Origin of the sequence: Lachnoclostridium phytofermentans, assembly GCF_000733755.1 — a bacterium.
GTDB lineage: Bacteria > Bacillota > Clostridia > Lachnospirales > Lachnospiraceae > Lachnoclostridium > Lachnoclostridium phytofermentans_A.
Genome location: NZ_JPOF01000006.1, coordinates 145,570 through 171,376 on the forward strand (window position 1 = coordinate 145,570; position 25,807 = coordinate 171,376).

General features: G+C 33.5%; 23 protein-coding genes and 1 pseudogene. 5 read left to right on the forward strand and 19 right to left on the reverse strand.

Annotated elements, in window-relative coordinates; all coding sequences use genetic code 11:
• Positions 1 to 59 precede the first annotated feature (59 nt).
• From CC92_RS0114025 to CC92_RS0114045, 4 genes are all read right to left on the reverse strand, one after another.
• Positions 60 to 683: a CDP-alcohol phosphatidyltransferase family protein gene (locus tag CC92_RS0114025; RefSeq protein ID WP_029504940.1), complete on the reverse strand. Its 624-nt coding sequence runs from the start codon at positions 681 to 683 to the stop codon at positions 60 to 62.
• Positions 667 to 1,731: a lysylphosphatidylglycerol synthase transmembrane domain-containing protein gene (locus CC92_RS0114030; RefSeq protein ID WP_051650902.1), complete on the reverse strand. Its 1,065-nt coding sequence runs from the start codon at positions 1,729 to 1,731 to the stop codon at positions 667 to 669. Before CC92_RS0114030 ends, CC92_RS0114025 begins: the two co-directional genes overlap by 17 nt.
• Positions 1,732 to 1,898: 167 nt before the next feature.
• Positions 1,899 to 2,831, reverse strand: coding sequence for a CorA family divalent cation transporter (locus CC92_RS0114035; RefSeq protein ID WP_051650903.1), 933 nt, complete (start codon positions 2,829 to 2,831; stop codon positions 1,899 to 1,901).
• 249 nt (positions 2,832 to 3,080) lie between these two features.
• Positions 3,081 to 5,888, reverse strand: a complete 2,808-nt coding sequence (locus CC92_RS0114045) for a ComEC/Rec2 family competence protein (protein WP_029504943.1) — start codon at positions 5,886 to 5,888, stop codon at positions 3,081 to 3,083.
• Positions 5,889 to 6,164: 276 nt separating this feature from the next.
• Here CC92_RS0114045 and CC92_RS0114050 point away from each other — a divergent pair, with 276 nt between their 5' ends.
• Entirely contained in the window at positions 6,165 to 6,500 is a 336-nt protein-coding gene (locus CC92_RS0114050; protein ID WP_081841956.1) for an NUDIX domain-containing protein, read from the forward strand.
• A 310-nt stretch (positions 6,501 to 6,810) separates the two neighbouring features.
• Here CC92_RS0114050 and CC92_RS0114055 read toward each other — a convergent pair whose 3' ends face one another.
• From CC92_RS0114055 to CC92_RS0114120, 13 genes are all read right to left on the reverse strand, one after another.
• Positions 6,811 to 7,740 (reverse strand): GerMN domain-containing protein, encoded by a 930-nt coding sequence (locus CC92_RS0114055; RefSeq protein WP_029504945.1) that lies wholly within the window; start codon positions 7,738 to 7,740, stop codon positions 6,811 to 6,813.
• Between the two features lie 198 nt (positions 7,741 to 7,938).
• Entirely contained in the window at positions 7,939 to 9,390 is a 1,452-nt protein-coding gene (locus CC92_RS0114060) for a sensor histidine kinase (RefSeq protein WP_029504946.1), read from the reverse strand.
• Complete coding sequence (locus tag CC92_RS0114065) at positions 9,347 to 10,036, reverse strand: response regulator transcription factor (RefSeq protein WP_029504947.1); 690 nt, start codon at positions 10,034 to 10,036, stop codon at positions 9,347 to 9,349. Before CC92_RS0114065 ends, CC92_RS0114060 begins: the two co-directional genes overlap by 44 nt.
• A gap of 90 nt (positions 10,037 to 10,126) precedes the next feature.
• Entirely contained in the window at positions 10,127 to 10,879 is a 753-nt protein-coding gene (locus CC92_RS21780) for a helix-hairpin-helix domain-containing protein (protein ID WP_051650905.1), read from the reverse strand.
• Positions 10,880 to 11,043: 164 nt separating this feature from the next.
• Entirely contained in the window at positions 11,044 to 11,481 is a 438-nt protein-coding gene (locus CC92_RS0114075; RefSeq protein WP_029504949.1) for a DMT family transporter, read from the reverse strand.
• A gap of 272 nt (positions 11,482 to 11,753) precedes the next feature.
• Complete coding sequence (locus CC92_RS0114080; RefSeq protein WP_029504950.1) at positions 11,754 to 12,953, reverse strand: aspartate aminotransferase family protein; 1,200 nt, start codon at positions 12,951 to 12,953, stop codon at positions 11,754 to 11,756.
• A 2-nt stretch (positions 12,954 to 12,955) separates the two neighbouring features.
• A complete protein-coding gene (gene argB / locus CC92_RS0114085; protein WP_029504951.1) occupies positions 12,956 to 13,858 on the reverse strand; it encodes an acetylglutamate kinase in 903 nt (300 codons plus the stop codon).
• Positions 13,859 to 14,037: 179 nt separating this feature from the next.
• Positions 14,038 to 15,258 carry a bifunctional glutamate N-acetyltransferase/amino-acid acetyltransferase ArgJ gene (argJ, locus tag CC92_RS0114090; protein ID WP_029504952.1) on the reverse strand — a complete coding sequence of 407 codons (1,221 nt, stop codon included), beginning with the start codon at positions 15,256 to 15,258 and terminating at the stop codon, positions 14,038 to 14,040.
• A gap of 270 nt (positions 15,259 to 15,528) precedes the next feature.
• Positions 15,529 to 16,569, reverse strand: coding sequence for an N-acetyl-gamma-glutamyl-phosphate reductase (gene argC / locus CC92_RS0114095; RefSeq protein ID WP_029504953.1), 1,041 nt, complete (start codon positions 16,567 to 16,569; stop codon positions 15,529 to 15,531).
• 592 nt (positions 16,570 to 17,161) lie between these two features.
• Complete coding sequence (locus CC92_RS0114100; RefSeq protein ID WP_029504954.1) at positions 17,162 to 17,587, reverse strand: hypothetical protein; 426 nt, start codon at positions 17,585 to 17,587, stop codon at positions 17,162 to 17,164.
• Between the two features lie 16 nt (positions 17,588 to 17,603).
• The gene (locus tag CC92_RS0114105; RefSeq protein ID WP_029504955.1) at positions 17,604 to 17,858 is read right to left on the reverse strand and encodes a hypothetical protein; all 255 of its coding nucleotides are present in this window, start codon (positions 17,856 to 17,858) and stop codon (positions 17,604 to 17,606) included.
• A 373-nt stretch (positions 17,859 to 18,231) separates the two neighbouring features.
• The gene (locus CC92_RS0114115; RefSeq protein ID WP_029504956.1) at positions 18,232 to 18,834 is read right to left on the reverse strand and encodes a Maf family protein; all 603 of its coding nucleotides are present in this window, start codon (positions 18,832 to 18,834) and stop codon (positions 18,232 to 18,234) included.
• A gap of 18 nt (positions 18,835 to 18,852) precedes the next feature.
• Positions 18,853 to 19,524 (reverse strand): phosphoesterase, encoded by a 672-nt coding sequence (locus tag CC92_RS0114120; RefSeq protein ID WP_029504957.1) that lies wholly within the window; start codon positions 19,522 to 19,524, stop codon positions 18,853 to 18,855.
• A 262-nt stretch (positions 19,525 to 19,786) separates the two neighbouring features.
• Between CC92_RS0114120 and CC92_RS0114125 the strand changes: the two genes are divergently transcribed.
• Complete coding sequence (locus CC92_RS0114125; RefSeq protein ID WP_029504958.1) at positions 19,787 to 21,010, forward strand: argininosuccinate synthase; 1,224 nt, start codon at positions 19,787 to 19,789, stop codon at positions 21,008 to 21,010.
• Positions 21,011 to 21,682: 672 nt separating this feature from the next.
• Here CC92_RS0114125 and CC92_RS23050 read toward each other — a convergent pair.
• Positions 21,683 to 22,087, reverse strand: a pseudogene (locus CC92_RS23050) (phage holin family protein); the annotation flags it as partial.
• A gap of 243 nt (positions 22,088 to 22,330) precedes the next feature.
• Here CC92_RS23050 and CC92_RS0114135 point away from each other — a divergent pair.
• The 3 genes from CC92_RS0114135 (at position 22,331) to CC92_RS0114145 (ending at position 25,258) form a co-directional block, all read left to right on the forward strand.
• Positions 22,331 to 24,724, forward strand: coding sequence for a GH36-type glycosyl hydrolase domain-containing protein (locus CC92_RS0114135; RefSeq protein ID WP_029504960.1), 2,394 nt, complete (start codon positions 22,331 to 22,333; stop codon positions 24,722 to 24,724).
• Positions 24,725 to 24,857: 133 nt separating this feature from the next.
• A complete protein-coding gene (locus CC92_RS22585; protein WP_155998488.1) occupies positions 24,858 to 25,013 on the forward strand; it encodes a hypothetical protein in 156 nt (51 codons plus the stop codon).
• 62 nt (positions 25,014 to 25,075) lie between these two features.
• Positions 25,076 to 25,258 carry a hypothetical protein gene (locus tag CC92_RS0114145; RefSeq protein WP_029504961.1) on the forward strand — a complete coding sequence of 61 codons (183 nt, stop codon included), beginning with the start codon at positions 25,076 to 25,078 and terminating at the stop codon, positions 25,256 to 25,258.
• A gap of 198 nt (positions 25,259 to 25,456) precedes the next feature.
• Here CC92_RS0114145 and CC92_RS0114150 read toward each other — a convergent pair whose 3' ends face one another.
• Entirely contained in the window at positions 25,457 to 25,807 is a 351-nt protein-coding gene (locus CC92_RS0114150; protein WP_051650906.1) for a DUF1540 domain-containing protein, read from the reverse strand.

Below are 25,807 nucleotides of genomic sequence, written 5' to 3' on the forward strand. Positions count from 1 at the left end.
TTCCCTTAAATTATAGATTTATATTACCCAGTCTTCTCAATAACATTGATTGATGCAACCTATTTTAGGAAGATAACACCTGCCAAGATGCAAACTCCATAAATGGTCATAACTATACAACCAAAATTTCCTGGTTTTTTCACTTTAAAGTCATATACAAATAAGAATGCTACAATTAATAAAACGATAGAATAAACCGTACTTGGAACTCTATCTACTCCAATGAAATGGCGTATTATGTATACACTTGGTAATATCATTGAAATCGTTGTTACTGGTAATCCCTGATAGTATTTACGACATTCTGAGGTTTCTTTCTGTCTTGCCTGCTCCATTACATTAAAATAACCTAATCGAATCACTGCACCAAGAACGAATAAAGTAGCACTAATTATGCCGAGAGCTTCATACTGACAGGTCATATAAGCAATAATACCCGGTAATACACCAAAACATACAAGATCACAAAGCGAATCAATTTGAATTCCAAATACTTTTTCATCTTCAGTACGATTTTTCATCGCTCTAGCTACTTTACCATCAAACATATCACAGGTTCCAGAAATTATAAGGCATAGTAAAGCCCAATTAATATTGCCAGCAAATGCTTGTGAAATGCCGAATATAGCTGATGCTAATCCTAGGTAAGTTAATATTACCGAATAATTATAAAATCCTATCATATAGCTGTCCACCACTCTCTAAATTTTTCTTTCGTTTTTGCGTTAAGGAGCTCAGTACCGTAACAAGCGCACTAATAATTATTAGGGCATAGTAAGTAATACCTCGGCTTAATAACATTCCAGGCAAAACGAATTCTTCTCCGAAGATTGTCAAAAATATAACTAAAAAACTACTCTCACTAGCTCCCATTCCTCCTGGGAGTGGTAATGAATCCACCGCAAGAGCAATAATGGTCTGTAATGCAATAATTTCAAATGCACTTGCTCCACGCAGACCAAATGCTAGATAAATTACATAAGTGACCGAAAAAAGACTAAGTCTTTGCAGTATCGTAATAATAAAAACATGAAACAAAACTTTCTTGTTTCCCTTAAGATAATCTGCACTCTTATCGTACTTTTTCAATGTTTTTAATGTTTTTCTTAACCACTTATCCCGATTTTTAATAATTTTATGTTTCCCTAACCATAAAATTGATTTACCTACTATTTTGGTTACAAAAGATTGTTTAAATACTGCAATTATTAAGAATAAGACAAAGCCTACATTTGCAATTATGCCAAACAAGATTAAAAACCAAATATTAGAAGCATGAATCGAAATATAATTCCATTCAAAGATTGCTGCAATCAGACATAAAATTATTAATACTGTTTTATATGCAGCTGTTACAATCATAAGTACTACAGTAGATACTGCAACATTAATACCATCACGACTCATGGAGTATACCTGCATTGGCTGACCACCAGAAGCTGAAGGAGTAATTGCACTAAAAAAGAATCCTACAAAAGAGTACTTCACGCATTGTAAAAATGATACCTGTTGCTTTACTGTATGCATCAGATATTGAATAATTACGGACTCTGAACATAGGAACATTAAACTTAAGAACATTCCTAAAACGATATAACCATTCTTCGCCCGATGGATGGAATCTAACACAGCGTTTAGTTCCCTATCTTTGAATACTAGATAAAAGGTTGTAAGAAAAACTGCGAACAAAAATCCAGTGTTCACAACATATTTCACATATTTTTTTGGCAATGCTACAACCCCCATATACACAAGTGGAACTAACACTCTTACGAAAATGTGATAGAAAGACACACTTTCAGATATTAATCCATTAGTATGAGTATACTATTTCTAGTTGTGCTTGTCAATGAAAAGCATCCATATCCCCAGACTATTCCAGTCTATTCCATAAAATTCTACATTAACTTTTTCTTTTTAAACCAAATAATACAGAAGATTACGACAGCAACACTTAAGATAACAACCCCCAAATATCCATATCTCCAAGTGATTTCCGGCATATATTGAAAATTCATTCCATACCATCCAACAATTAAAGTAAGAGGTAAAAAAATTGTCGTTACTACAGTAAAAACCTTCATTATGTTGTTAAGATTATAATCCATCTGTGCTTGATATGCTTCTCTAACTTGCGATACATAATCTCTTAGCATTTGAATATTATTAGATAATCGATCTACTCGATCTGTAAACATCTTAAAATATCTTAAATTCTCTTCTTGAAAAATATCATTTTCATTTTCCATTAGATCCTCACCAATATTAACAAGCTGCTCATAATAATTTCTCATTGTAGATAGTTTTTTTCGTATAAGTAACAACTCATCATTAAAGTTCTTTATTTCATTGGAAAATACTCGTTTCTCCAGTTTACTAATCTTTAATTCGAGATTTTCTATCTCTATGTTTTCTTCAAAGATAAGACGAGATAGAAAATTATAGATTAACTTTTCTAACGTAACTTTATTTTGTTTCACTCGTGTAAGCACCATATCAAGTGCTGATACGGTACTTTTATCTTCATCGAATATATCCACAATCAAAAATAAATTACTCATGATATAGAATGCTACTTTGTCAGGACTTTTGTGTATATCTTTACTATCAATTACATTAATAATCCCAAAGCTATATTCATCATAAACCGCAATCGTATTTTGCATGTTTCTATTTTCACTTCGACAAGTAGTTAAAGTTGATTCCGAAAAATCGAAAAAATCATAAATCTCATCTAGCTCTTTTAGTGAAATAATACCTACGTAGATGGAATTACTATTGATTTCCTTATAATCTACTGGTTTAACAGTATTGGATATTTCATAAAACATATCCTTTCTCCTTTCGTAAATCTTTCTTTCCTATACCCATAAATTTAACCTTGTCTAAATCTTTTCGTGGCTTTGATAGTTTCTTATTATCTCTCAATCTATCTTTTATTATTATTTCATAATTATAGCATTTTCACCTAGTTAATACAACAAATGCTTCCTATTTATACCTCACTGTTATCTGGAAAGTTTTCCTTTACAATGTTATTCATCACACATTCTTCTTTAAACTATATTTTACCTATTCGTTTACTCCCTTAAGAAACTACTTTTCTTCATTAGAACACCATCAGTGATAATATCAATTGCACCCAAATCCATCGTCAAATCATAGGGAAGCTTCCTTTCCTGAAATCGAGTACACACAAGTGGATGGGGATGATGATATCGATTGTTTTTTCCTGCACTAATAACGGAATAAGTAGGATTAATTTCCTCAAGAAATTCTTCCGAACTAGAAGTATTTGAGCCATGGTGGGCTACTTTTAAAAATTCAATACGTTCCTCCGGGTCAATTAGCGATAGTTCTTTCATCTTCTTAACTTCTCGAAGTACAGCGATTTCTCCATCTTGTAACACATCACCAGTAAATATTCCTTGAAACTTATTGTATGTTAAGTACAGAACAAGGGAATGAGCATTTCTTGAGGTTGCAACATAATTTTTATTAGGGTGAAGAGCTCGAATTGTAACATCGTTCCACTTTAATTCATCTCCTGTCGAAAAATAATGTACGTTCACTCGTTTCTCATTAGCAAGAGTGATAAATTTTTGATAACTTTCATCATACATTGATAATCCTGGTAGAATAATATTTCGGATTACTATCTTGCCTGAATATCCACGCTGAAAATTTTCTCCTTTTAATATAGGCATATCCACTAAAATCTCGTAGATACCATTGGAATGATCATCATCTGCATGAGAGATAAATGCATAATCAATAGCACCAATTGCCCTACTCTTAAGAAATGGAAGCAATCGATATTTCCCTACTTCTTTGACGTCACTACTGCCACAATCAATTAAACAAGTTATCTCATCTTTTTCGATTACAATACTATCACCTTGTGACACATCAAGACATGTTATCAAAAGCTCCTCTCCTTTCCATAGGATTAATAGAGGTATTAGAAAAAGGAGAATCATATAGCGAAAAGTATAATGTTTTTCTCGCACTTCCTTCTTTCTATCATTGATATTAGGGATCTCCTTCTTGTAGTTTAATATATCTTTGTTGATTATTTTATCTTTGTTGATTATTTTATCTTTGTTGATTATTTTATCTTTGTTGATTATTTTATCTTTGTTGATTATTTTATCTTTGTTGATTATTATATCCTTGTTGTTTTGTATTTCCTTGTCCCAATAATCAGTACTTGCATTTGGTACTGTCTTCTCCTTACTTTTTCTAGTTCTTATAATTGGAATACTAGTAAAAACAGCAAACAAAATAGTATAATAGAAAAGAATTTGATTAATGGGAAGTTTACCAACTAAAATATAATGATATGGAAGTTTCACATTTATTCCACAGATAAATTCATATCCTTTTAAAATATAATAAGAAGCTCCGATAATCCATCCCGCAATCTTAACAGAGATAAAAGAAATCAAACAAGCGATACCAGAGGATACAAGAAGAAAAGATGAAAATGGAACCAATATAAGATTTACTAGAACGGAGTATAGAGGAATTTCATAAAAGAAGTAAGCAAGTAAAGGTAATGTCATTAACTGTGTTGATGAACTCAAAAAAACTCCTTCCATCAACTTCTTAATATACTTATTCTTTATAGACTCACTAAGATTACATAGCTTTGGGTATAACAAGACGATTCCAAGAACCGCTCCATACGATAATAAAAATCCCGGTGAAATTAGTTCTCTCGGCTGTTGTATCAGAATAATTAGCGCACTTAAAGATAAGGATGATAGTATATCATAAGTTTTCCCAAAGATAATAGATCCGAGTGATATTGAAAACATAATTACTGCTCTCGTAGTTGAAACAGAGTAGCCTGTCAATGCTCCATAACAAACTAAGAATGCCACAGATAAAAAGATGGCTACTTTTACAGAACGTCGCAATTTAGTAAGAAGTTTATACATGGCATATCCAAGTAATGATACATGCAAACCACTTACTGACATCATATGTGAAATTCCACCTTGCTGGTATAAATCAGAAATATCTTCTGGAAGCATTGATTTATCACCAAATAAAATCGCATTCATTACACTCGCTTCCGTCTTCGGCAAGATAGAAAACATCTGATTCGTTAGCCATTGTCTACATTTGTAGAATATGTTCGCAATAGGAAAAACTTTACTCGAGTATAGAGCAACTGCTTTCGGATAAAATTTGAAACTGATATTTTTACTCTTATAATATGTATATTCATCGAATTGCCCTGGATTACTTGCATGAGTTAATGGACTTAAAGTTCCTTTAAGATAGATAGCATTTCCTATTCTGAAGGTTTCTCCAGTTATAATTCCCGGATATTTTTCTTTTGTGATATAAGCTAGAATCTTTTCGTTCAAATAATACTCCCTAGGGTTCTTATCCTCCTTCGTAGAAACTACGCCCTCACCAATAGTTAATGTCAATCCTTTTTCCGTTCTACTAATGTCGTATATCTTTCCACATACTGTAACTTCTTTTGCTTCTGTTATTTCCTGTTCAATCTTTTCCAATCTTAGTTCTTTTTTCATTAAGTGAAAACCAAGAAGAATCGATAGTAAAAAAATCAGAAGAAAAACTCTATTATAATTTCGAACACCAGACTTCATCTTATCATTATCCAAAAGATCGTCTTTTATTAATGTTCTATAATTGCAACGAGAGTATTTTTCCATTGTTCTACTACTGTAGTTTATTGACGAATTATGTTTCTTTTCCATTTTCTCCTTAATTATCAGTGCTAAAAGTATGAATATTGTAACAAGCACTGGGATAATAGCAAACCATTGATAGGTATCTAGGGTAAACCGGTATATCAAATTTCCAATTACAAATCCAAATAATATCCATACTAAGGGACGTTTTATCATAGGATAATTCCTCCATGCTAAATTTTAATGAGGTTGATTGAAAACTAGAATGTAAATTAATAATATTCATAACCTACCAATCGAAAGTACCTGCTAATTACAGAATTCATGCGAGAAGCTTTAATTTATATTCGTTATTGTGGATAAAAAAATCTATCAATAAGAGTTAAGAGAAAACAAGTAGAATAATAATTAGATAACATAAAAGGGCAACCTTTCCGTTGAAAGATGAGATAAAATACAAAAAACACTGGTTGTCAAGAAGGTAAATGGGGTATTGCTGGAAGCGGACATGTTGATGAAGATGAGACTGCACAAATGGCAGTACACAGAGAATGTCTAGAAGAACTTGGTATTTATGTTAGTATAATAGATATAACATTTTTACATTTATCACATTGTGTTGGTAGAAATGGAAATTGCTCCTATTATGATATTTATTTCTTAATTGTTTCCTATGAAGGAACACCTAGAATTATGGAGCCAGAGAAATGTTATGAGCTTGAATGGTCTTCAATTGACCATCTTCCAGAAGATATCATAGATATCAGAAGAATGGCAATTATAAACTATCTTAATAAGTTATCCTATAGTGAAATAATTATAGAATAATATTAATGAACTTATCGAAATGGACACGTGGCATAACTTATGTTATCTTTCTATTACCCTGCAGAACTTGTTGAAGAACTCTTACTAACTTTTATTAATTGAGTTGTAGAAAGATAAAAATGACTAGTAAGAATAGAATTGTAATGTAAATTATATAAGTTAAATGTTAAGTATTTTTTTCTTAAGAATAAAGGAAGAATAGAATAAAGATAACTCTATTCTTCCATTGAATATCATCTTTTTTGTGTTATTGGATATTTAATTTCTTTGAGCATTAACACTCTATCATTAATATAAGTGCCCTTAAACTTTACTTCTCACTCTTAATAATATCAAGGTTTCTTTCTAAAGGATGATCAATTGCAATCTTTCGATAGAGATTGGTAACCTCGCCGTCAATCAAGATTTGTACTTTATCAATATTTTCTTCACTAATTAGTGTATTTACAATAGAATAGATCGTTGTTGCTTCTGTGACATTTGGTAGTTTATTTAAAAACTCCGAGCTTAAATCTACGGTACAAATCCCATCTTTTTTGCTTATTTTATGAAGAACGGTATCTTTAGGAATCGTTGGCTGCATTCCAGCTTCAACTTCAGCTTCAAGTGGCCCTTCAATCAATTGTTCTACTATAATCTGTTCAATTGGTATACTTCCATCGTATTCAATTCTTCTCACGGATTCTAATAACCCATCACCTGTCTCGTTTGCAAAAAAAATAGATACCTGATCTACTTGAGAATATGAGGTTAAATCTCCTACATTATCAATAAATTGATCTGCACTCATCATACTAACCCAGTTTTCACCATCCAGTATCAAAGGGCGTCCATTGACTAGAAATTCAACATAGGTAATCCCTTCAATCTGTGTAAATGTCTTTACGATAGCTGCTCTCATCAATACTTCAGAGATACCAGTTACATTATAATAATTAATATCAAATCCTAATTGTAGCTGTCCTGCTTCACCAAAGGCATAACCGAGTAAAGTTATTTCACTTGGTTTTGCAAGCTTATAATCTGGATTTTTAGGTTCAATACTTAACGCTTCTATAAATTCCTCTACCTGACCTTTTTTATCTGTACTTTTAAGAGTATAAGGTTCTGATACAATTTCAGTCTCATCCTTATTGATATAAAATAGTTTCATTCCAGTAACTGGTTCATTCGCTTTCTTTTGACATCCAATAAGGAAGAGGCATAGGCAAAGGATCAACCAAACGCAATATTTTTTCATATACTTTCCTTCCTAATGCGATATTCTAACCTTCCCTACAGAAAAAGTAGGGTAATTTACATAACAATTACTAAGTTTATTCCACGGAGCAACAATTTGATTCATGCTCTTTTGTAGCTGAATAATCGCTTAACAATATCATAGCATACCTTGAACTATGATTATATCATGATTATCCTTCACCAAATATTTTACTACTTATGGAATATAACTGAGCGGAATTCGTAAGGTAAAGGTAGAACCTTCATTTTCCTGACTATAAACTTTTATGGCGCCATTATGCATTAATACAACATTCTTTGTAATTGAGAGTCCAAGACCCGTACCACCTGTTTGTCTTGCTCTAGCTTTATCAACACGGTAGAATCGATCAAAAATATTGCCTTGTGCACTTTCTGGAATTCCAATTCCAGAATCGGCTACCTTGATATAAAAATATTTATGGTCTGCATTTAAGGAAACACGGACCCATCCGTCATCAATATTGTATTTAATTGCATTTTCGATTAAATTCGATATAGCAAGCGATAATTTAACTTCATCCACTTCTGCTAATACACTCCGAAAGCTTTCATATACTAACTCAATGTTTCGTTTCATAGCAATTGGTTTTAAACGTTTTAATATAATTTCTAACAGCTCATTAATGCTTACAGTTGCAATATGCATCTCGCCAGTTTTCTTATCAAGTTTAACTAAGGATAACAAGTCGGAGATGATATTATTCTCACGCTCGATTTCTTCATTTATATCCGCCATAAATTCACGATATAGTTCAACCGGTGCATCTGGTTGATTTAGCAATGAATCAGCTAGAACTTTAATGGATGTAATAGGTGTCTTTAACTCATGAGACACATTACTCACAAATTCCTGTCTGGACTCCTCTAACGTCTTCATTCTTCCTAACATCTCATTAAAGGAATCGGATATTTTCTCGATTTCAGTATAACCTTGAATATTAACTTCATCATCCATATAACCATCAGAAACATGATGTATGGAAGTTATAATCGCTTTTAGTGGTTTTACCATGCGTTTGGAATAGAGAAATGCTACGATAAATAACACAATCATGATAAGCCAACAATAAATCATAGCTTTTTGGCTCATGCTGTCAAGAATTGCATATTCTTTTTCCAAAGAAACATTTATGATAATAACACCCAGTGGTAATGTTTGATCCGATGATATGATTGGAATCATAATCTCGGCTCTTTTTTTGCCTGAATTTTTCTTTATACTGCTTGTCCCTCGCAAACATTTTATCACATCCGAGGATAACAGTACCTTACCAGCTTCTTTTTCATACGTATCCGAAATTATTTTTAAAGTATTATCTACAACAAGAATTCTACCATCGTACTGGTCTGCTAACAAAGTCAATTGCGTTGCAATTTCATTTGACGTTGCATTGGTTAAGAATCCGCTAAATAGCATCTTATTCGCAACAGAAGTTCCATAAACCTGAACATTATCTAACTTCTCATTAATGCTTTGAGCCATATAAGAGCGAATTAATACGGTCGTTAAAATGGCAGCCGGAACTATTCCGACTACCATCAATGCAATCAACAAACTCAGACGCATACTTTTAAAACTACTTTTAATTTTTGAAATAATAGCCAACACCCCATTTTGTATGTACATACTTAGGCTCGCTAGGATTTTCTTCTATTTTTTCTCTTAAGCGGCGGATATGTACATCCACAGTTCTAACATCACCCGGGTAATCATATCCCCATACGATGTTAAGCAAATTTTCTCTACTGTATACTTTATTCGGATTAAGAACTAGTAATTCTAATACATCAAACTCTTTTGCTGTAAGATTAATCTCTTTCTCTGCAATAAATACGCGTCTACTCTCGCTATCAATCTTCAAATCACCATAAACAATAGTCTTAGAAGTTTCTGCTTCTGTATTCTTCCTTGAATTTCTTCTCATAATCGCTTTGATACGAGCTTTTACTTCTAAAATATTAAATGGCTTTGTAATATAATCATCAGCACCATATTCTAGACCGAGAATCTTATCCATATCATCGCCTTTTGCAGTTAACATAATGATCGGCATATTCGAAAATTCACGAATCTGTTGACACACTTCAAAGCCATTCATTCTTGGTAACATAACATCTAAAAGGATAACGTCATATTCCTTTTGTTTTGCAAAACCAAGTGCCTCTTCACCATCATATGCACAATCTACTTCCATACCGTCTTGTTCGAGGGAGAATCGAATTCCCTTAACGATTAATTTTTCATCATCCACTACAAGCACTTTTTTACTCAACAAATCCACCTCTTTCATCTCTGCATCTGTCTTCTTCCACTGTATAATAACTGGTGGAATTTTGTACCTTAACCTGTTCGATACTTACGGCTATTTTCCTACCGTAATGAAGTCTTTCATTCGATTAAAAACTGCTGACTTAATTCCGGATATATTTTGAAGTTCTTCAATGGTGGTAAAATTTCCCTGCTCTGTGCGATAAGAAATTATACTTTCCGCCTTAGCCTCTCCAATTCCAGGTATAGTCATAAGTTCTTCTTTTGTAGCTTTGTTTATATTGACCTTTGTTTTATTAGAACTTCCATCGTTCTTTTCTTGTCCTAAAGGGTTAGAAAATACGACTTCTGCAACTTCTGCATCGGAAAGTGTTTCCACTTCCTTTTTGTTTGGAACATAAATCCTTTGTCCATCTGTAATCAAAGCAGCTTGATTAAATGCATCTTCTGCCGCTTCCTTCGTAAATCCTCCCGCAGCTTCAATTGCATCAACAACTCTTGATTTTTCTGAAAGTGTATACACTCCGGGATTTTTAACCTCTCCGCAGACATGAATTACAGCTTCCGGTAATTGGTCTTGTTCTAAGGTATTTACATTGGCTACTTCATTTCCTTGTCCTGTAGTAGTCTTATCTAGTTTCAAAGAAGTATCGTTTGGGTTATTTAAATCCTCTCGATTGTTTGGATCTTCTTGAACATTTTGATCCTTTAACTCCTTATCTTCACTATCTAACAGTACTACTTCAGAATTTGATGTTCCACCAAAAACTGTACTATAATAAATACCACCAGCTCCCAAGAGAGCTAAAATCAAACAAAAACCTGCAATTTTTCGTTTTTTCTCCATCGGATTATCCTTTCATTGATAACCTTTAGGAGCAATAGTCTCAATACACTACACAATACCATTGTACCTAATTAGAAAGGTGAATACAAGTGGGAAAAAGTAAATATTTTTTGATTATTTAGGACTAGAAAAAGCTCAGAAAGAGTACTTTTTCTCCTATTTTACTATTTTCCCCACTTAAAGGTAATAATACCTCCAATCATAAGAGCCAGTCCTATTAATTTTCTCCACTCAAAAGGAACTTTTTCTGTTCCAAAGATACCAAATAACTCAATAAGGTAGGAAGCTACTAATTGTGCTGTCACAATAAGTATCGTAGCCTTAGCTGGTCCGAGGGTACCGATACTTTGAATAACAGTAAAGGTGATAAAAGCTCCGATTGCTCCACCAAGTAACATATACTTATCCTGAATGCGAATTAGCTGTCCAAAATTTCCTTCTCTTCCAGTGATAAAATATGCAGCTAAGCAAACGATTAAAGCTGTAAATTGAACAAAAGATGATGCTACCCACACACTTGTTTGTTTTGTAACACCTGTATTAAAGACACCTTGTATACTCATTAACGCACCAGAAATTAATGCAACAATCCAACCAATCATTTCAAAACCTCCTAATCATCCTCACGCTTCTTCGCGCATAATTCACTTAAATGTCTGTAGTTTTCCCTATTCTTTGAATTTCTATGCATCGAGTAACTACTTAAACATGACATAGATAAGTCGTTTTACATGTCGTCTCTTTGTACGTTTATATAGTGTCTCAAGAAGTTAAATCTTAAATACTTATACTCCCTCCTTTTAAGACAAGAAGCCTAATTTAACTCATAACTGAGCTAAATTAGGCTTCTTGTCTTAATGAAACAACCTCAATATTAGCAACTTATTAATTCTGCCATCGAAATACATTCCTTCAATATCGTAATCATTTCATCTACATGTTTCTTCTCTATTATCAGTGCTGGTAAGAATCGAATCACATTAGTACCAGCAGAAATTAAAATCAGGTTCTTCTCTAATGCTTTTGAGATTATATCTTTTACTGGATTTGCAAATTCTAAACCATACATCATCCCTTTGCCTCTCAAAGCTATAATGGATTGATTTTCGTTCATAAGGTCTAGTAATTTTTCCTGCAAATAATCTCCTACTTCTTTCACATTCACTAAAATCTGTTCCTGTTCAAATAGGTCAAAAACTTTAGCTACAGCAGCTGTAGCGAGTGGATTTCCACCATAGGTGGTTCCATGATCCCCTGGTTCTAGAGCATTTGCAACTAATTCTTTAGCAGCAAATGCACCTACTGGCATACCACACCCTAACGCTTTCGCTGTAGTAACAATATCCGGAAAAATACCATATTGTTCGTATGCAAACATAGTACCACAACGCCCCATACCACACTGAATTTCATCAAGGATAAGTAAGATTCCCAAATCATCGCATATTTTACGCACTTCTTTTAAATACTCCGGGTCAGCAGGATAGATTCCCCCCTCCCCTTGTACTGTTTCCATTAAGATTGCACATGTTTTGTCAGATATTTTACTTTTTAATTCCTCTAAATTATTATAGGGAACAAAAACTACTCCACCAATCAATGGTTCAAATGCTTCTCTGTATTTTTTTGTACCAGTTACGGATAAAGCTCCCATACTTCTACCGTGGAAGGAATGTTCCATAGCAATAATCTCACTATCCGCCTTTCCAAACTTCTTATAGTAATACTTTCTAGCTAGCTTAATTGCTCCTTCAATCGCTTCCGTACCACTATTGGTGAAAAACACACGATCCATACCGCTTGCTTTCGTTAGTTTCTTAGCCGCGGCTAGTGCTGGTTCATTATAAAAATAATTCGTAGTATGGATCAGCTTATCAATCTGAGATTTTAGGGCATTATTGTACTCTTGATTGGCATAACCAAGTGCAAAAACTGCAATTCCAGAGGCGAAATCAAGATATTTTTTCCCATTCGTATCGTATAGATAAACACCTTCCCCATGATCTAATACAACAGGATAGCGTTGATAGGTATGCATCAATACTTGTTCTTGTTGGTTAATTATATTCTCCATCTTTATCCCTCCTGATTTGCATTTTCATGTTCAAACAAAATCGATTCATCATTGATAATCGCAGTTCCGATTCCTTTATTCGTAAAAAACTCAAGTAATAAACAATGTTCTCGTCTACCATCTAAGATATGCACTCTAGCTACCCCGCTTCTAACTGCATCGATACAATTCTTAAGTTTTGGCAGCATTCCACCGCCTATAAAACCTTCTTGTATTAATTCATCTGCTTTTTCAAGAGTTAAAACAGAAATGAGAGAGGATTTATCTTCTGGATTTTGATAGACACCTTCGATATCCGTTAAGAAAGCAAGTTTCTCAGCACCTATAGCGGTAGCTACTGCACACGCTGCATCATCTGCATTGATGTTGTACGCCTCGAAATTCTTATCTAGTCCGATTGGTGCTATGATAGGAATAAAATCATTGGCAATTAAGGTATCAATTAAATTAGTATTCACATTGGTAATATTACCAACAAATCCAATATCTTCTCCATTTGCAAGTTTCTTATCACAACAAAGTGTTGCTCCATCCTTACCGCTAATACCAACTGCTTTCACACCAAGTTGTTGTACCATTTGTACTAAATGTTTATTTACTTTGCCAAGTACCATTTCAGCCACTTCCATTGTCACTTCATCTGTTACACGAAGCCCTTCTACAAACTTTGATTCGTGACCTAGTAGGGAAACCCATTTACTAATCTCCTTACCACCTCCATGTACAATGATTGGCTGCATTCCAACTAATTTTAATAAAACGACATCCTTTATTACATTAAGCTCAAGTTCTGGGTCTAGCATTGCACTACCCCCATACTTAACGACCACTTTTTTATTATTAAATTTTTGAATATAAGGCAATGCCTCGATTAAGGTTTGTGCCTTTACTAATAACTGGTCCATATGAAATCCCCTTAAGATGTATTTTTAGATAGCATTTATGTTTCAAACAAAATGTGAATTATGAAATAGATAGTTCTGCTACATGTTCACTTTCACTTTCATGTGGATGCAAACAATAGGTACTCATTTTTTATCGTATAATAGGAGGAATGAGCATTTTATTCTTTTCATAATTATAGTTAGGAACGATAATCTGCATTGATTTTCACATAATCGTACGTAAGATCACATCCCCAAGCTTTTGCAGAAGCTGTACCAAGCTTCATATCTGCAATCGCAATTACTTCCTTATCAGAAAGTATCTTGGAAGCAAAATCTTCAGAATAGTTAGTAGCCATACCATTTTCTACTAGCTGTAACTTCCCGAAGCTACTTTCGATAAATAAATCTACTTTATCCGGATCAAATTCAACACCAGCGTATCCCATAGCGCACAAGAATCTTCCACAATTTGCATCATTACCAAATATTGTTGTTTTGACTAAATTAGAGGTTATAATCGACTTACTTAAAGTGATAGCTTGCTCCTTTGAAGTCGCATTGATGACAGAAACCTCTAATAATTTCGAAGCTCCCTCACCATCTCCAGCCATCATTTTTGCTAAGGTTTCTGTAACATAATGAAATGCCTCATAAAATAGTTGATATGCCACACCTTTCTCAGTAATAAGCTCATTTTCTGCAAGACCATTTGCCATTACCATGAGAGAATCGTTCGTTGAGGTATCTCTATCTACAGATATCATATTAAATGTATCAACTACATCAGTACTTACTACTTCCTGAAGCATTTCTTTACTAATCGCCACATCCGTAGTTACAACACCAAGCATCGTTGCCATGTTAGGATGAATCATACCAGAACCTTTACTCATACCACCAACCGTAACTTTTTTCTCACCTAGATAAAAAGATACTGCGCATTCTTTTGAAATAGTGTCCGTGGTCATAATTGCTTCTGCTGCTAATAAGCCTGCTTCTATCGTATCTGATAATTCCTCTACTAGTATTTTGGAACCCGACTCAATAACCTCTATCGGTAATTGTTTACCAATCACACCAGTAGATGCTGTTAATATAGAACTTACTGGTAAAGAAAGTGCATCCGCTACTGCTTTTGCCATTTTCTCGTTGTTGATATCCCCAAGTTCACCAGTACATGCATTTGCTACACCACTATTTAAAACAACTGCCTGTATTGCATTGTTTTGTTTTAATAAGTTAATATCCCATTTTACTGGTGCAGCTTTTACAATATTAGTTGTAAATACTCCTGCTCCGACTGCAGGAACCGTACTATATACTAACGCCATATCTTTTCTCTTTTTCTTTATTCCTACATAGATGCCTGACGCCTTAAATCCTTTTGCTGCTGTTACTCCACCTTGTATAATCTCCATAATTGTTATCGTATGAGAATATCTCCTCATACTCTCCTTTCTTTCAATACGATGCCATTAATTTTTAAACATTATTTTATATAAAGATCATCTATTCTCTATCCTCAGATAGCTTTAAGATTGAGAGAGAGAGTGCTATATCAAATGAAATATTGGTAACCTTAACCTTAAACTAATGCAGTAATAAATAAGATATTGGTAACTCGACCTTATTTTAATATAATAATAAATAGGATTTTGGGTAACTCGGCCTTATACTAATATTAAATTTTATGGGAACATCGGAACTAATTTAAGTCCCTCCTGTTCAGGTAACCCGAACATTAGATTCATATTTTGGACTGCCTGCCCAGCAGCTCCTTTTACCAAATTATCCATTGCTCCCATCATGATAATTCTATTGGTTCGTGGATCAATCACAAAATTCACATCCACGAAATTACTACCTTCCACCCAACGGGTTTCAGGAGTCATCCCCTTCTCTAAAACTCGAACGAAATATTCTTTTTCATAATACTTATCATAAATATCCTTTACTTCCTCATAACTCACTTGCTTCTTTAGTTTTCCGTAAGCCGTTATTAAAATACCACGGTTCATTGGAACTAAATGAGGTGTGAAATTAATCGTTAAGTTCTCCCCAGCTGCATAGGAAAATTGTTCTTCAATCTCAGGAGTATGGCGATGAGTACTAACACCATAAGCTTTGATATTCTCATTTACTTCGCAGTAAAGATTGGCAACCTTTGCACTTCTACCAGCTCCTGAGGTTCCAGACTTTGCGTCGATAATTATGCTATCTGGTTCTATGATACCTTCCTTCACAAGTGGATAAATAGATAAGATAGAGCAAGTTGGATAACACCCAGGATTTGCAATTAAACGTGCATTCTTTATTTCCTCTCTATTTATCTCACATAGTCCATAGACTGCCTCATTTATAAAGTTCGGACTACTGTGTTTTATGCCATACCATTCTTCATATGTACTCACATCTTTTATTCGAAAGTCTGCACTTAAATCAATTACTTTCACTTTCGATAAAATATCTTCTTTCATAAGAGATGCACAAAAACCTTGTGGTGTTGCTGTGAAGATTACGTCTACTTGATTTGCAAGTTCCTCCATATTATCATCGAGGCAACTTTCCTCCACTAGTTGAAACATATTTTGAAATACTTCTGAGTATTTTTTATCTATGTAGCTCTTTGATCCAAACCACACAATCGAAACATCTTTATGTTGTAATAAAATACGAACCAATTCCTGCCCTGCATATCCAGTAGAACCAATAATACCCACTTTAATCATACTAACCTCCATTCTGACACAGCATTGTGTACTTTTATCATGCAGAATCATTTCGTAGACTCTTCCCTAAGTTCTTTATGTTTTTATGTATTCTCATTAAAACAGTTCTTGTATCTTTTTATATTTCTACTACTAATAAGGTAAATTATTCAAAAGTTTTCATAATTATACATCCGTATTGTATATTATGCAAGCTTTTTTTATATGTTAATTTATAATTATAAATTATAGCACTTATAACTAAATAAAAAGGAAGATACCAGCTCGTACAGGGTATCTTCCTTTTTATTTGATTTTCATATTTTAATTTTATTAATTTTGATGAATAATTTGTTAGAATATTATGTATTAATTTGCATTAGTTATATTTAATGCTACATTATAGATAGCGGAACTTGTCCGCTCATGAACTGCAACGAAAGCAACGTGGCTTCGCAACTCTAGGCTTATCAAGTTTCAACTTAGAAGCGAATGCACTTTGCGTAGGCAAATACAGTTCACCTTACCGAATGCGTAGGGTGAGTGCGTATTTCCACCACCATGCATTGACCAAAGCAAATTGTCTTTTCTCTTTTGTAACAACCTCTAAATCTTAATTGAAATAAGTAGACCAATTTTTTTCCATGTCATCAAGTACTACTAAAATATATTTTCTCCATTTTATAATACTTTTTTTATTTGTAATTTTTCTAAGGCAATAAATACTAAATACTGATGCTATAAGAAAATAAAATAATGAAATTATTATTTTAATAATAACATAATCTATAATCCTATCAAGAATATCCGTTGCAAAAGAGTATACTGCCACAACTAAAGCTGCCTGTGAAATAAAATTCGCTGCTCCAGATGAATAGTCTGAATCGATACATTCAGCTTTTATTTCTAAAAATTTATTATAATCTCCTCCTATTTGATGTTTCAATATTTTCTTAGTGCAAGTAATGCTGTCACTATAACAAGATTTATTACAACTATCTAACCTGTTACATATGTCATAGAAAACACTATTTTTCATCTAAATACCCCCATTTTTAATCCTCCCAAAACCATACCCATTCAGAGGAGATTTCCTGATTATCATCGATTGTGGTTTCCGGATAAAAGTACAGGATACTGTAGAAAATACCTTTATATATAATAACTTCTCCACCACCCCCAATATCCCAAACAAAGATTGCTTCTTTTCCGTTGTCATAACGTATTTTGTCAGTAATAGTAAAACTAACCGGAATGAGTAACAAAATAATGATGATTACGAAAGCAATAAAGAGCTTTTTCTTTTTCATGCGTTTCTCCCTCACTTAAAGCACTTTTCTTTATATCATAAACCATAATATACCATATATCAATATTTAGCAGTCATTCTTCGACATTATTTTACTTTTCCTAAAGATTTTTCCTGTTTTCTTTCCTGTTTTTGATCTTTTCTTATACTATTCCTTACACAACTGTTGCTTAACATCTTTTCAGCTTCTTATATTATTTAGAATACTCATTAAGTAAGCAATACAACTTCAAAAATTATTTCAAATATAACTGCACAAAAACATAAAAAAAAGAACATCTACATAGATGCCCTTTAATATAAGTATACCTGCATAAATTGCCATATAACAATCAGATATATTAAAATTATCTTATCTAGCGTTATTTAAACTACTACTCCACCTCTCGATTCCTAACAATGTCAAACCCTAACTTCCTTACCTCTTCATATAATCTAGCAATTGGAAGTCCAACAATAGTATAATAATCTCCCTCAATTCTTGAAATATGAACTGCGAATCTTCCTTGGATTGCGTAGGCTCCAGCCTTGTCCATTGGTTCTTTGGAAGCTATATAATCTAAAATTTCTTCCTTTGTTAACTCAGAAAATGTTACTCTAGATACTTCATAAAACGTATGCTCTAACACTTCGCCTGAGTCATTTTTAATAATTACGGTTACACCAGTATATACCTCATGTGATTCCCCAGATAACAGTTGTAACATTTCCTTTGCATGATCCTCATTCTTTGGTTTTCCAAGAATCTGATTTTGATATGCCACGATGGTATCTGAGCCTATAATTATTGTATTCGCTGCATATTGTTGCGATACATCCTTTGCTTTCATCTTGGAAAGTTCCATTACAACCTTTTCAGGTGATGTTTCAGATGTGATTTCTTCTTTATTACTAACACATACTGTAAAATCAATACCAACCTGCGATAAAATTTCTTTTCTTCTTGGAGAACCTGATGCTAAGACAATCTGATACATAAAACCTCCACTAAATGATTATTGTCTATTTTTTAAAGCTTCTAATCTACATTTTTTAAATAATCTTTCATAATTTGGAACATATATAATAAGATACATAATAACTGCAAGCCCAATTGCAAAATATACATCAATGATTGAATGTTGTTTTACGAAAACTGTTGACATACAGATTAAAGTACTTAAAATAACTGATCCGATAACAATAACTTTAGACTTCCCAAGTCGCTTGCTTTTTATAATTGCAATCGAAAGACCTATAGAATTATAACAATGAATACTTGGGCAGACATTAGTTCCCGGGTCAACACTATAAATAAAACGTGTCATATTAATCATAAAATTACTACGCCCAAGAGAATCTAAATCATGTTGAAAATTAATCCCAGTCGGATAAATGGTATATGCGATCAGGCAGATTGTCATACCGATAAATAAAAAACCGGTGCAACGATAAAATTCTTCTTTGCAAGTAAAGAAGAAGTAAGCGATAACAACAGGGACATAAGGAAACCATATGTAATACGGAATGATAAACCATTCAATAAATGGTATCTTGTCATCTAGACTTGATTTTACCAAGTGATAAGAATCAATGCTTGTTTGACTCAAATAGAAAAACCATATTAAATAGATAAACGTATAAAGCAATACCCAGGCGTGATTATATTTCTTAAAAAATTGTTTCATTCTTAATGTTCCTTTCTAGATTGCAACTACTTCACCATTTTTTTCTAATATTTTGCAACCTCCAAGTTAATATTCTATCATAGTCTAAGAAACGAAACAACTAAATTAGTCTTAAACATACCCTAAGATTAAATTAAAATTTTCTTAATTTTAGGATTGCATATTTTTTAAGTTTGATGTATATTTATAAATTATAAGATGAATTTCATGCATGGATATACATTTCTAAGTGTGAAACCAATTGTTTAAGGAGGATATTATTATGAAAGAAAAAGTTATTTTAGCATATTCCGGTGGTCTTGATACTACTGCAATTATTCCATGGTTAAAAGAAAACTATGATTATGAAGTTATCTGCTGCTGTATCGACGTTGGACAGGGAAATGAATTAGATGGATTAGAAGAAAGAGCAAAATTATCCGGTGCAACTAAATTATACATAGAGCATGTAACTGATGAATTTGTAGATGAATATGTCATGCCATGTGTAAAAGCTGGTGCAATTTATGAAAATAAATACCTTCTAGGAACTTCGATGGCTCGTCCAGTGATTGCGAAAAAATTAGTAGAAGTTGCAAGAAAAGAAAATGCGGTTGCAATATGCCATGGTGCTACTGGTAAAGGTAATGACCAGGTACGTTTTGAATTAGGTATTAAGGCACTTGCTCCAGATTTGAAAATCATTGCACCATGGAGATGTAATGACACTTGGAAGATGCAATCCAGAGAAGATGAAATTGAATATTGTAAAGCTCACGGAATTGACTTACCATTTGACGCAAGCCATAGCTATAGCCGTGACCGTAACTTATGGCATATTAGTCATGAAGGTTTAGAACTAGAAGATCCTACAAATGCTCCAAATTACGATCATTTGCTTGTACTTGGCGTTTCTCCTGAGAAAGCTCCAAATGAAGCAGAAACCTTAACCTTAACCTTTGAAAAAGGTATTCCAACTGCTCTTAACGGTAAGAAGATGAAGGTTTCAGAGATTATTGAAGAACTAAATACGCTTGGAGGAAAGCATGGTATTGGTATTGTCGATATCGTCGAAAACCGTGTTGTTGGTATGAAATCCCGTGGCGTTTATGAAACTCCTGGTGGAACAATCTTAATGGAAGCACATACAGGGCTTGAGGAATTAATCTTAGATCGTGCTACTCTTTCTTGTAAAAAAGAAATTGGTAATAAATTTGCTGATGTAGTATACGAAGGAAAATGGTTTACGCCTCTCCGTGAAGCCCTTCAGGCTTTTGTAGAGGTCACTCAGGAATATGTAACTGGAGAAGTTAAATTAAAGCTTTACAAAGGAAATATTATTAAGCAAGGTACAACATCTCCATATTCTCTATACAATGAAAGTATTGCATCCTTTACTACAGGTGAGTTGTATGATCATCATGATGCAGAAGGCTTCATCAATCTCTTTGGTCTTTCATTAAAGGTTCGTGCAATGAAGATGGCTGAAGTAGAAAAAAATAAATAAGTAAATAAATGAATAAATCATAGCCCTATAAGAACATTAATACAGTTCTTACAGGGCTATGATTCATTAGGAACTAAACAATAAAAAGTAATAGTATACTACTATGATTTTCCATTGCACCTAATAAATCTTTTAACATGTCTTGCCATAAAAAATCCACCTAGATTAATATTTATTTTAACATTAATCTAAGAGGATTTTCTCTAGTTTCCACAAAATAATTTACAGTCTCTATTCACTATCAAGATTTTAATTATGATTATATTTTTTATACTTATTATATTTTTTATACTTATTATATACATCCTGTTTTTTTGTTCTGTATTGTAACTTGTTCCTTTCTTTGTGGTTCTTTTCTTTATGGTTTTTTTCTTCATCTTTTTCTTCCTTTTTACACTCTAAATTATACTCATCTTTTTTTAGTTTCTCTTTTTTTAGTATCTCTTCTTTATAATTTTCTTCATTATAATCCTCTTCTTTATTATCTTCTTTATTATCTTCTTTATTATCTTCTTTATTATCTACTTTATTAACTTCTTTATTATCTTCCTTACAATCCTCTTCCTGATGCTTCTCTACTTTGCTAATTTCATTTTGATCTTCTCTGTTCTCTTCTCCTATCTCCTCTGTACTACTCTTAAATGTTTCTTCTATTTTTTTTATATCCACAACTTCTTCACTATTTTTTGATTTTAATGCAATAAGGACATCTAATAATTTTTTGGGGACAGGTAGTCCTATCAATGCAACATTTTCTAAAATACTAATTCCTTCATTCGATAAATAGAAGAAAATAATTGCGGTTCGCATTACAGTTCCACTACGGATAACTTTCGTATCTAAGATATGGCCTATTCCGACAAGACATAAGATAACTACCTTCTTAAAGATTCCACGAAACCCAACCTTACTAGACACCTTATGCTGTAAGATAGCAACCATCACACCAGTTAGATAATCGACAATTATGAAAAATAATAATGCGTATAAAAATCCATCGGTACCACCTAAAAACCACCCAAGATAACCACCAAGGCTAGAAATTACTAGCTGAATGGATGTAACGATATCTTTCATATTCCCCCTCCTTGTACAGTATTCACTATTAAAATATGCCGCTTATCCATTGAATGTGATAAGAATCGACAGCACACTAAATCCTTAAGGCATATCTCATCGTTTCCCATGTCATATCTTATCTCCACCAATTTATAAGGATATGATTAAACATTGTTTCTAAATCTTAACTTATGCTATAATGAACCAAAAGTTAAGGAATTTTTATGTCTTAACCATATTAATAAAATAAAGGAGATTGTTATGAATTACGGTTACTTTGATGAAACAAACAGAGAATATGTGATTACCAAACCTAATACTCCAGCTCCATGGGCGAATTATTTAGGCTCTCCCGAATATGGTGCTATCATATCAAACAATGCAGGTGGTTATAGTTTCGTAAAAAGTGGTGCAAATGGTAGAATATCCAGATACATATTTAATCAAGAAGACAAGCCAGGACGATATATTTACCTACGTGATGATAAAACCGGCGATTATTGGTCAGCTTCTTGGCAACCAGTAGGTAAAGATCTATCCGTCTATCAGAATGAATGCCGCCACGGCACCGCCTATACCAAAATTAGCGCAGATTATTCTAAGATTCATTCCGAAGCATTATATTACGTCCCTCTTAATAAGACACATGAAGTATGGAAATTATCTGTAACCAATTCAGATGATAAGGAAAGAACGATTTCCACCTTTGGTTTTATAGAATTTACAAATGAAGACTACTATGAAAATGATCAAGTTAATCTACAATACACACTCTTTATTACGAAAACTTATTTTAAAGGTAATAAAATCCTCCAAACGATCAACGAAAATGATGGTAAGAATGCAGAAGGAACCAATTATCGTGAACGATTCTTTGGAAGCGTAGGGCAACCTATTGTCTCCTACAATGGTGATAAAGAGTCATTTATTGGCCGTTATCATAGTTATGGTAATCCAATCGCTGTCATCAATGGTTGTTGTGATAATACCTTAAATTATAACTCCAATGCCTGTGGTACTCTTCATTCTACGCTCACCCTTGCTCCTGGAGAAACGAAAGAATTGGTATACATATTAGGCAAGAAAAATGATAAAGATTCTGCCGAACTATTAAAGTGTTATGAAGACATATCCATCGTAGAGAAAGAACTTAGTGAATTAAAATCATACTGGCATGGAAAACTAGAGCAATTTCAAGTAAAAACCCCAGATGAAAACTTTAATCATATGGTAAATACGTGGAATGCATATCAATGCTTTATCACTTTTATCTGGTCAAGAGCTGCTTCTTTTATTTACGCAGGGTTAAGAAATGGTTACGGTTATCGTGATACTGTTCAAGACATACAGGGTATTATTCACCTGGATCCAGAAATGGCTGGGGAGAAAATTCGCTTTATGTTATCAGCACAGGTCGATAATGGTGGTGGTTTACCATTAGTAAAATTTAATCATAATGCTGGTCATGAAGATACACCAGATGATATTTCTTATGCACAGGCAACTGGACATCCAGCTTATCGTGCAGATGATGCTCTCTGGTTATTTCCTACGGTATTAAAATTCATTGCAGAAACAGGAAATAAAGCTTTTATTGATGAAGTTATCCCATATGCCAACAAAGATGAAGGTACTGTTTATGATCATCTAAAGAGAGCAATTAACTTCTCTATGGAGCGTCTTGGATCACATAACATGCCTGCTGGTCTTCATGCTGATTGGAACGACTGCTTGCGCCTTGGTAAAAAGGGAGAATCTTCTTTCGTTGCACTACAGTTATATTATGCTATGACAGTGATTCGCCCATTTGCTATGGAAAAGGGTGATAAAGAATATCTTTCTTACTTAGATAAAGTTCAGAAAGAACTAGGGGAAACCATTCAGAAATACTGTTGGGAAGATGACCGATTTATCCGTGGCTATAAGGAAGATGGTCAAGTCATTGGTTCTAAACATGATCCTGAAGCAAATATGTGGTTAAATCCTCAATCATGGGCAGTTATTAGCGGTCTTGCTACAAAAGACCAGGCAGAAAAAGCTTTAGAGAGTGTGCATCGTGAATTGAATACACCATATGGGTGCCGAGTAATGGCTCCTTCCTATGTAGATCACGCATTTAGCGGTGCTCTCGCTATCCTATTTAATAAATCAACCAAAGAAAATGGTGGTATTTTCTCACAGCCACAAGGTTGGATTATTCTAGCAGAATCGTTAATGGGTCACGGAAATCGAGCTTATGAGTACTTTACTGAGTGCTCTCCATCTTCTCAGAATGATAATGCAGATGTTCGTGTTCTCGAGCCATATGTTCATGGACAATTTACAGAATCCGTGGATAGTCCATTTGAAGGACGCTCCCATGTACATTGGTTAACAGGAACTGCATCTACCGTAATGGTAGGTTGCGTAGAAGGTATCTTAGGTATGCGTCCTGACTTTGATGGTCTATTACTTTCCCCTTCGATTCCATCCACTTGGAAAGAGGTTAAAATCACTAAGATGTTCCGTGGTAAGAAGTTAACTATTACTATCCAGAATACAGATGGTGCAGAAGGTGGCTATCGTGAATGTTACTTAAATGGAACAAAGTTGTCTTCAAATTACATCCCTGCTAATTCCTTAACGGTAGAAAATGAAATTTTATTAGTGATGTAGTTTTATTAAGTACTAATTCGTTCTAGAACGATTTCAAATTGATTTAACGAAATAAATTTATTATCTTACCCCTATTCTATCTATGCTCGGCAATGAATATAATGCAGAGAAAAGACAAGATAGGGGTAATTTTATGAATATGGATATTATTACATTAGAAGAATGTGAACAACAATATGATGTAAACCATTGCACTACAATTATTAACAATGGCCATATCGATGGATTTGTTATGGACGAGAATAATCCTCTTAATACCATTTATATCCTGCATACTCCCCATCCTTAATTTTTGAATATTATTTATGAAAATGTACATACTACGGACAAAAAGGAAAGGAGATTATTCTCATGGAAAGTTCTAAAAATAGTAAATCTACTCCAACCAAAAGAACAGCTTCCAACTGCTCTAACAATGCTAGCAATAGCAAAGCCAATGCCAAACAAGTCTATAAAAGTAAGTCTATGAATGATGACTATTACGAAGACAAAGAAGAAATCGACGAAGTTTATGACTCCGAAGATTACTATTAGGCATAATCTCAAATCTAAATTTCAATCATCTACAATCTATTATTACAAAAATATCATTTAGTATAAAAAAAGACAATCAGCCTAAAACTGATTGTCTTTTTTGTTCTCACAGCATAAGAGACGTTTATCATCTATTTACTATTTATTATTTATTAGTTATCGTTAGATTAACTTAAAAAATAGTACCTTTCGATTATCTTAGGAAATCGAAGAATTGATGTAACTAGATTCTCCATGTCTACAATTAAAGGTGGCACAGAGGGTACCTTCTGGTTGGCTGGCACCAATACCTCTGACATCAATACTATGAGCAGTACATTTTTCACATTCATTGTGAACACAATCCTCTGCATTGCAATAGATTTCAGTTTCAAGTGCTGCTTCCCCATGAACCGCATTTTTAGCACCATGTCCACACTCGCAAAAACTGTCACAACAGGTCGCATCGGGAGACTCTGCACTTGGTCCCTTTACTGATATGTTCTTTCTTTCACAAAGGTGATTGTCATTATACGCACAGTTGCATACTTCACATCTTAAATCAGTCAT

Coding starts and splice junctions, on each gene's coding strand:
- CC92_RS0114025 (WP_029504940.1), bottom strand. CDS start 683: ATGATAGGATTTTATAATTATTCGGTAATATTAACTTACCTAGGATTA.
- CC92_RS0114035 (WP_051650903.1), bottom strand. CDS start 2,831: ATGTTTTATGAAATATCCAATACTGTTAAACCAGTAGATTATAAGGAA.
- CC92_RS0114045 (WP_029504943.1), bottom strand. CDS start 5,888: ATGATAAAACGTCCCTTAGTATGGATATTATTTGGATTTGTAATTGGA.
- CC92_RS0114055 (WP_029504945.1), bottom strand. CDS start 7,740: ATGAAAAAATATTGCGTTTGGTTGATCCTTTGCCTATGCCTCTTCCTT.
- CC92_RS0114060 (WP_029504946.1), bottom strand. CDS start 9,390: ATGTACATACAAAATGGGGTGTTGGCTATTATTTCAAAAATTAAAAGT.
- CC92_RS21780 (WP_051650905.1), bottom strand. CDS start 10,879: ATGGAGAAAAAACGAAAAATTGCAGGTTTTTGTTTGATTTTAGCTCTC.
- CC92_RS0114075 (WP_029504949.1), bottom strand. CDS start 11,481: ATGATTGGTTGGATTGTTGCATTAATTTCTGGTGCGTTAATGAGTATA.
- CC92_RS0114080 (WP_029504950.1), bottom strand. CDS start 12,953: ATGGAGAATATAATTAACCAACAAGAACAAGTATTGATGCATACCTAT.
- argB (WP_029504951.1), bottom strand. CDS start 13,858: ATGGACCAGTTATTAGTAAAGGCACAAACCTTAATCGAGGCATTGCCT.
- argJ (WP_029504952.1), bottom strand. CDS start 15,258: ATGGAGATTATACAAGGTGGAGTAACAGCAGCAAAAGGATTTAAGGCG.
- argC (WP_029504953.1), bottom strand. CDS start 16,569: ATGATTAAAGTGGGTATTATTGGTTCTACTGGATATGCAGGGCAGGAA.
- CC92_RS0114100 (WP_029504954.1), bottom strand. CDS start 17,587: ATGAAAAATAGTGTTTTCTATGACATATGTAACAGGTTAGATAGTTGT.
- CC92_RS0114105 (WP_029504955.1), bottom strand. CDS start 17,858: ATGAAAAAGAAAAAGCTCTTTATTGCTTTCGTAATCATCATTATTTTG.
- CC92_RS0114115 (WP_029504956.1), bottom strand. CDS start 18,834: ATGTATCAGATTGTCTTAGCATCAGGTTCTCCAAGAAGAAAAGAAATT.
- CC92_RS0114120 (WP_029504957.1), bottom strand. CDS start 19,524: ATGAAACAATTTTTTAAGAAATATAATCACGCCTGGGTATTGCTTTAT.
- CC92_RS0114125 (WP_029504958.1), top strand. CDS start 19,787: ATGAAAGAAAAAGTTATTTTAGCATATTCCGGTGGTCTTGATACTACT.
- CC92_RS0114135 (WP_029504960.1), top strand. CDS start 22,331: ATGAATTACGGTTACTTTGATGAAACAAACAGAGAATATGTGATTACC.
- CC92_RS22585 (WP_155998488.1), top strand. CDS start 24,858: ATGAATATGGATATTATTACATTAGAAGAATGTGAACAACAATATGAT.
- CC92_RS0114145 (WP_029504961.1), top strand. CDS start 25,076: ATGGAAAGTTCTAAAAATAGTAAATCTACTCCAACCAAAAGAACAGCT.
- CC92_RS0114150 (WP_051650906.1), bottom strand. CDS start 25,807: ATGACTGATTTAAGATGTGAAGTATGCAACTGTGCGTATAATGACAAT.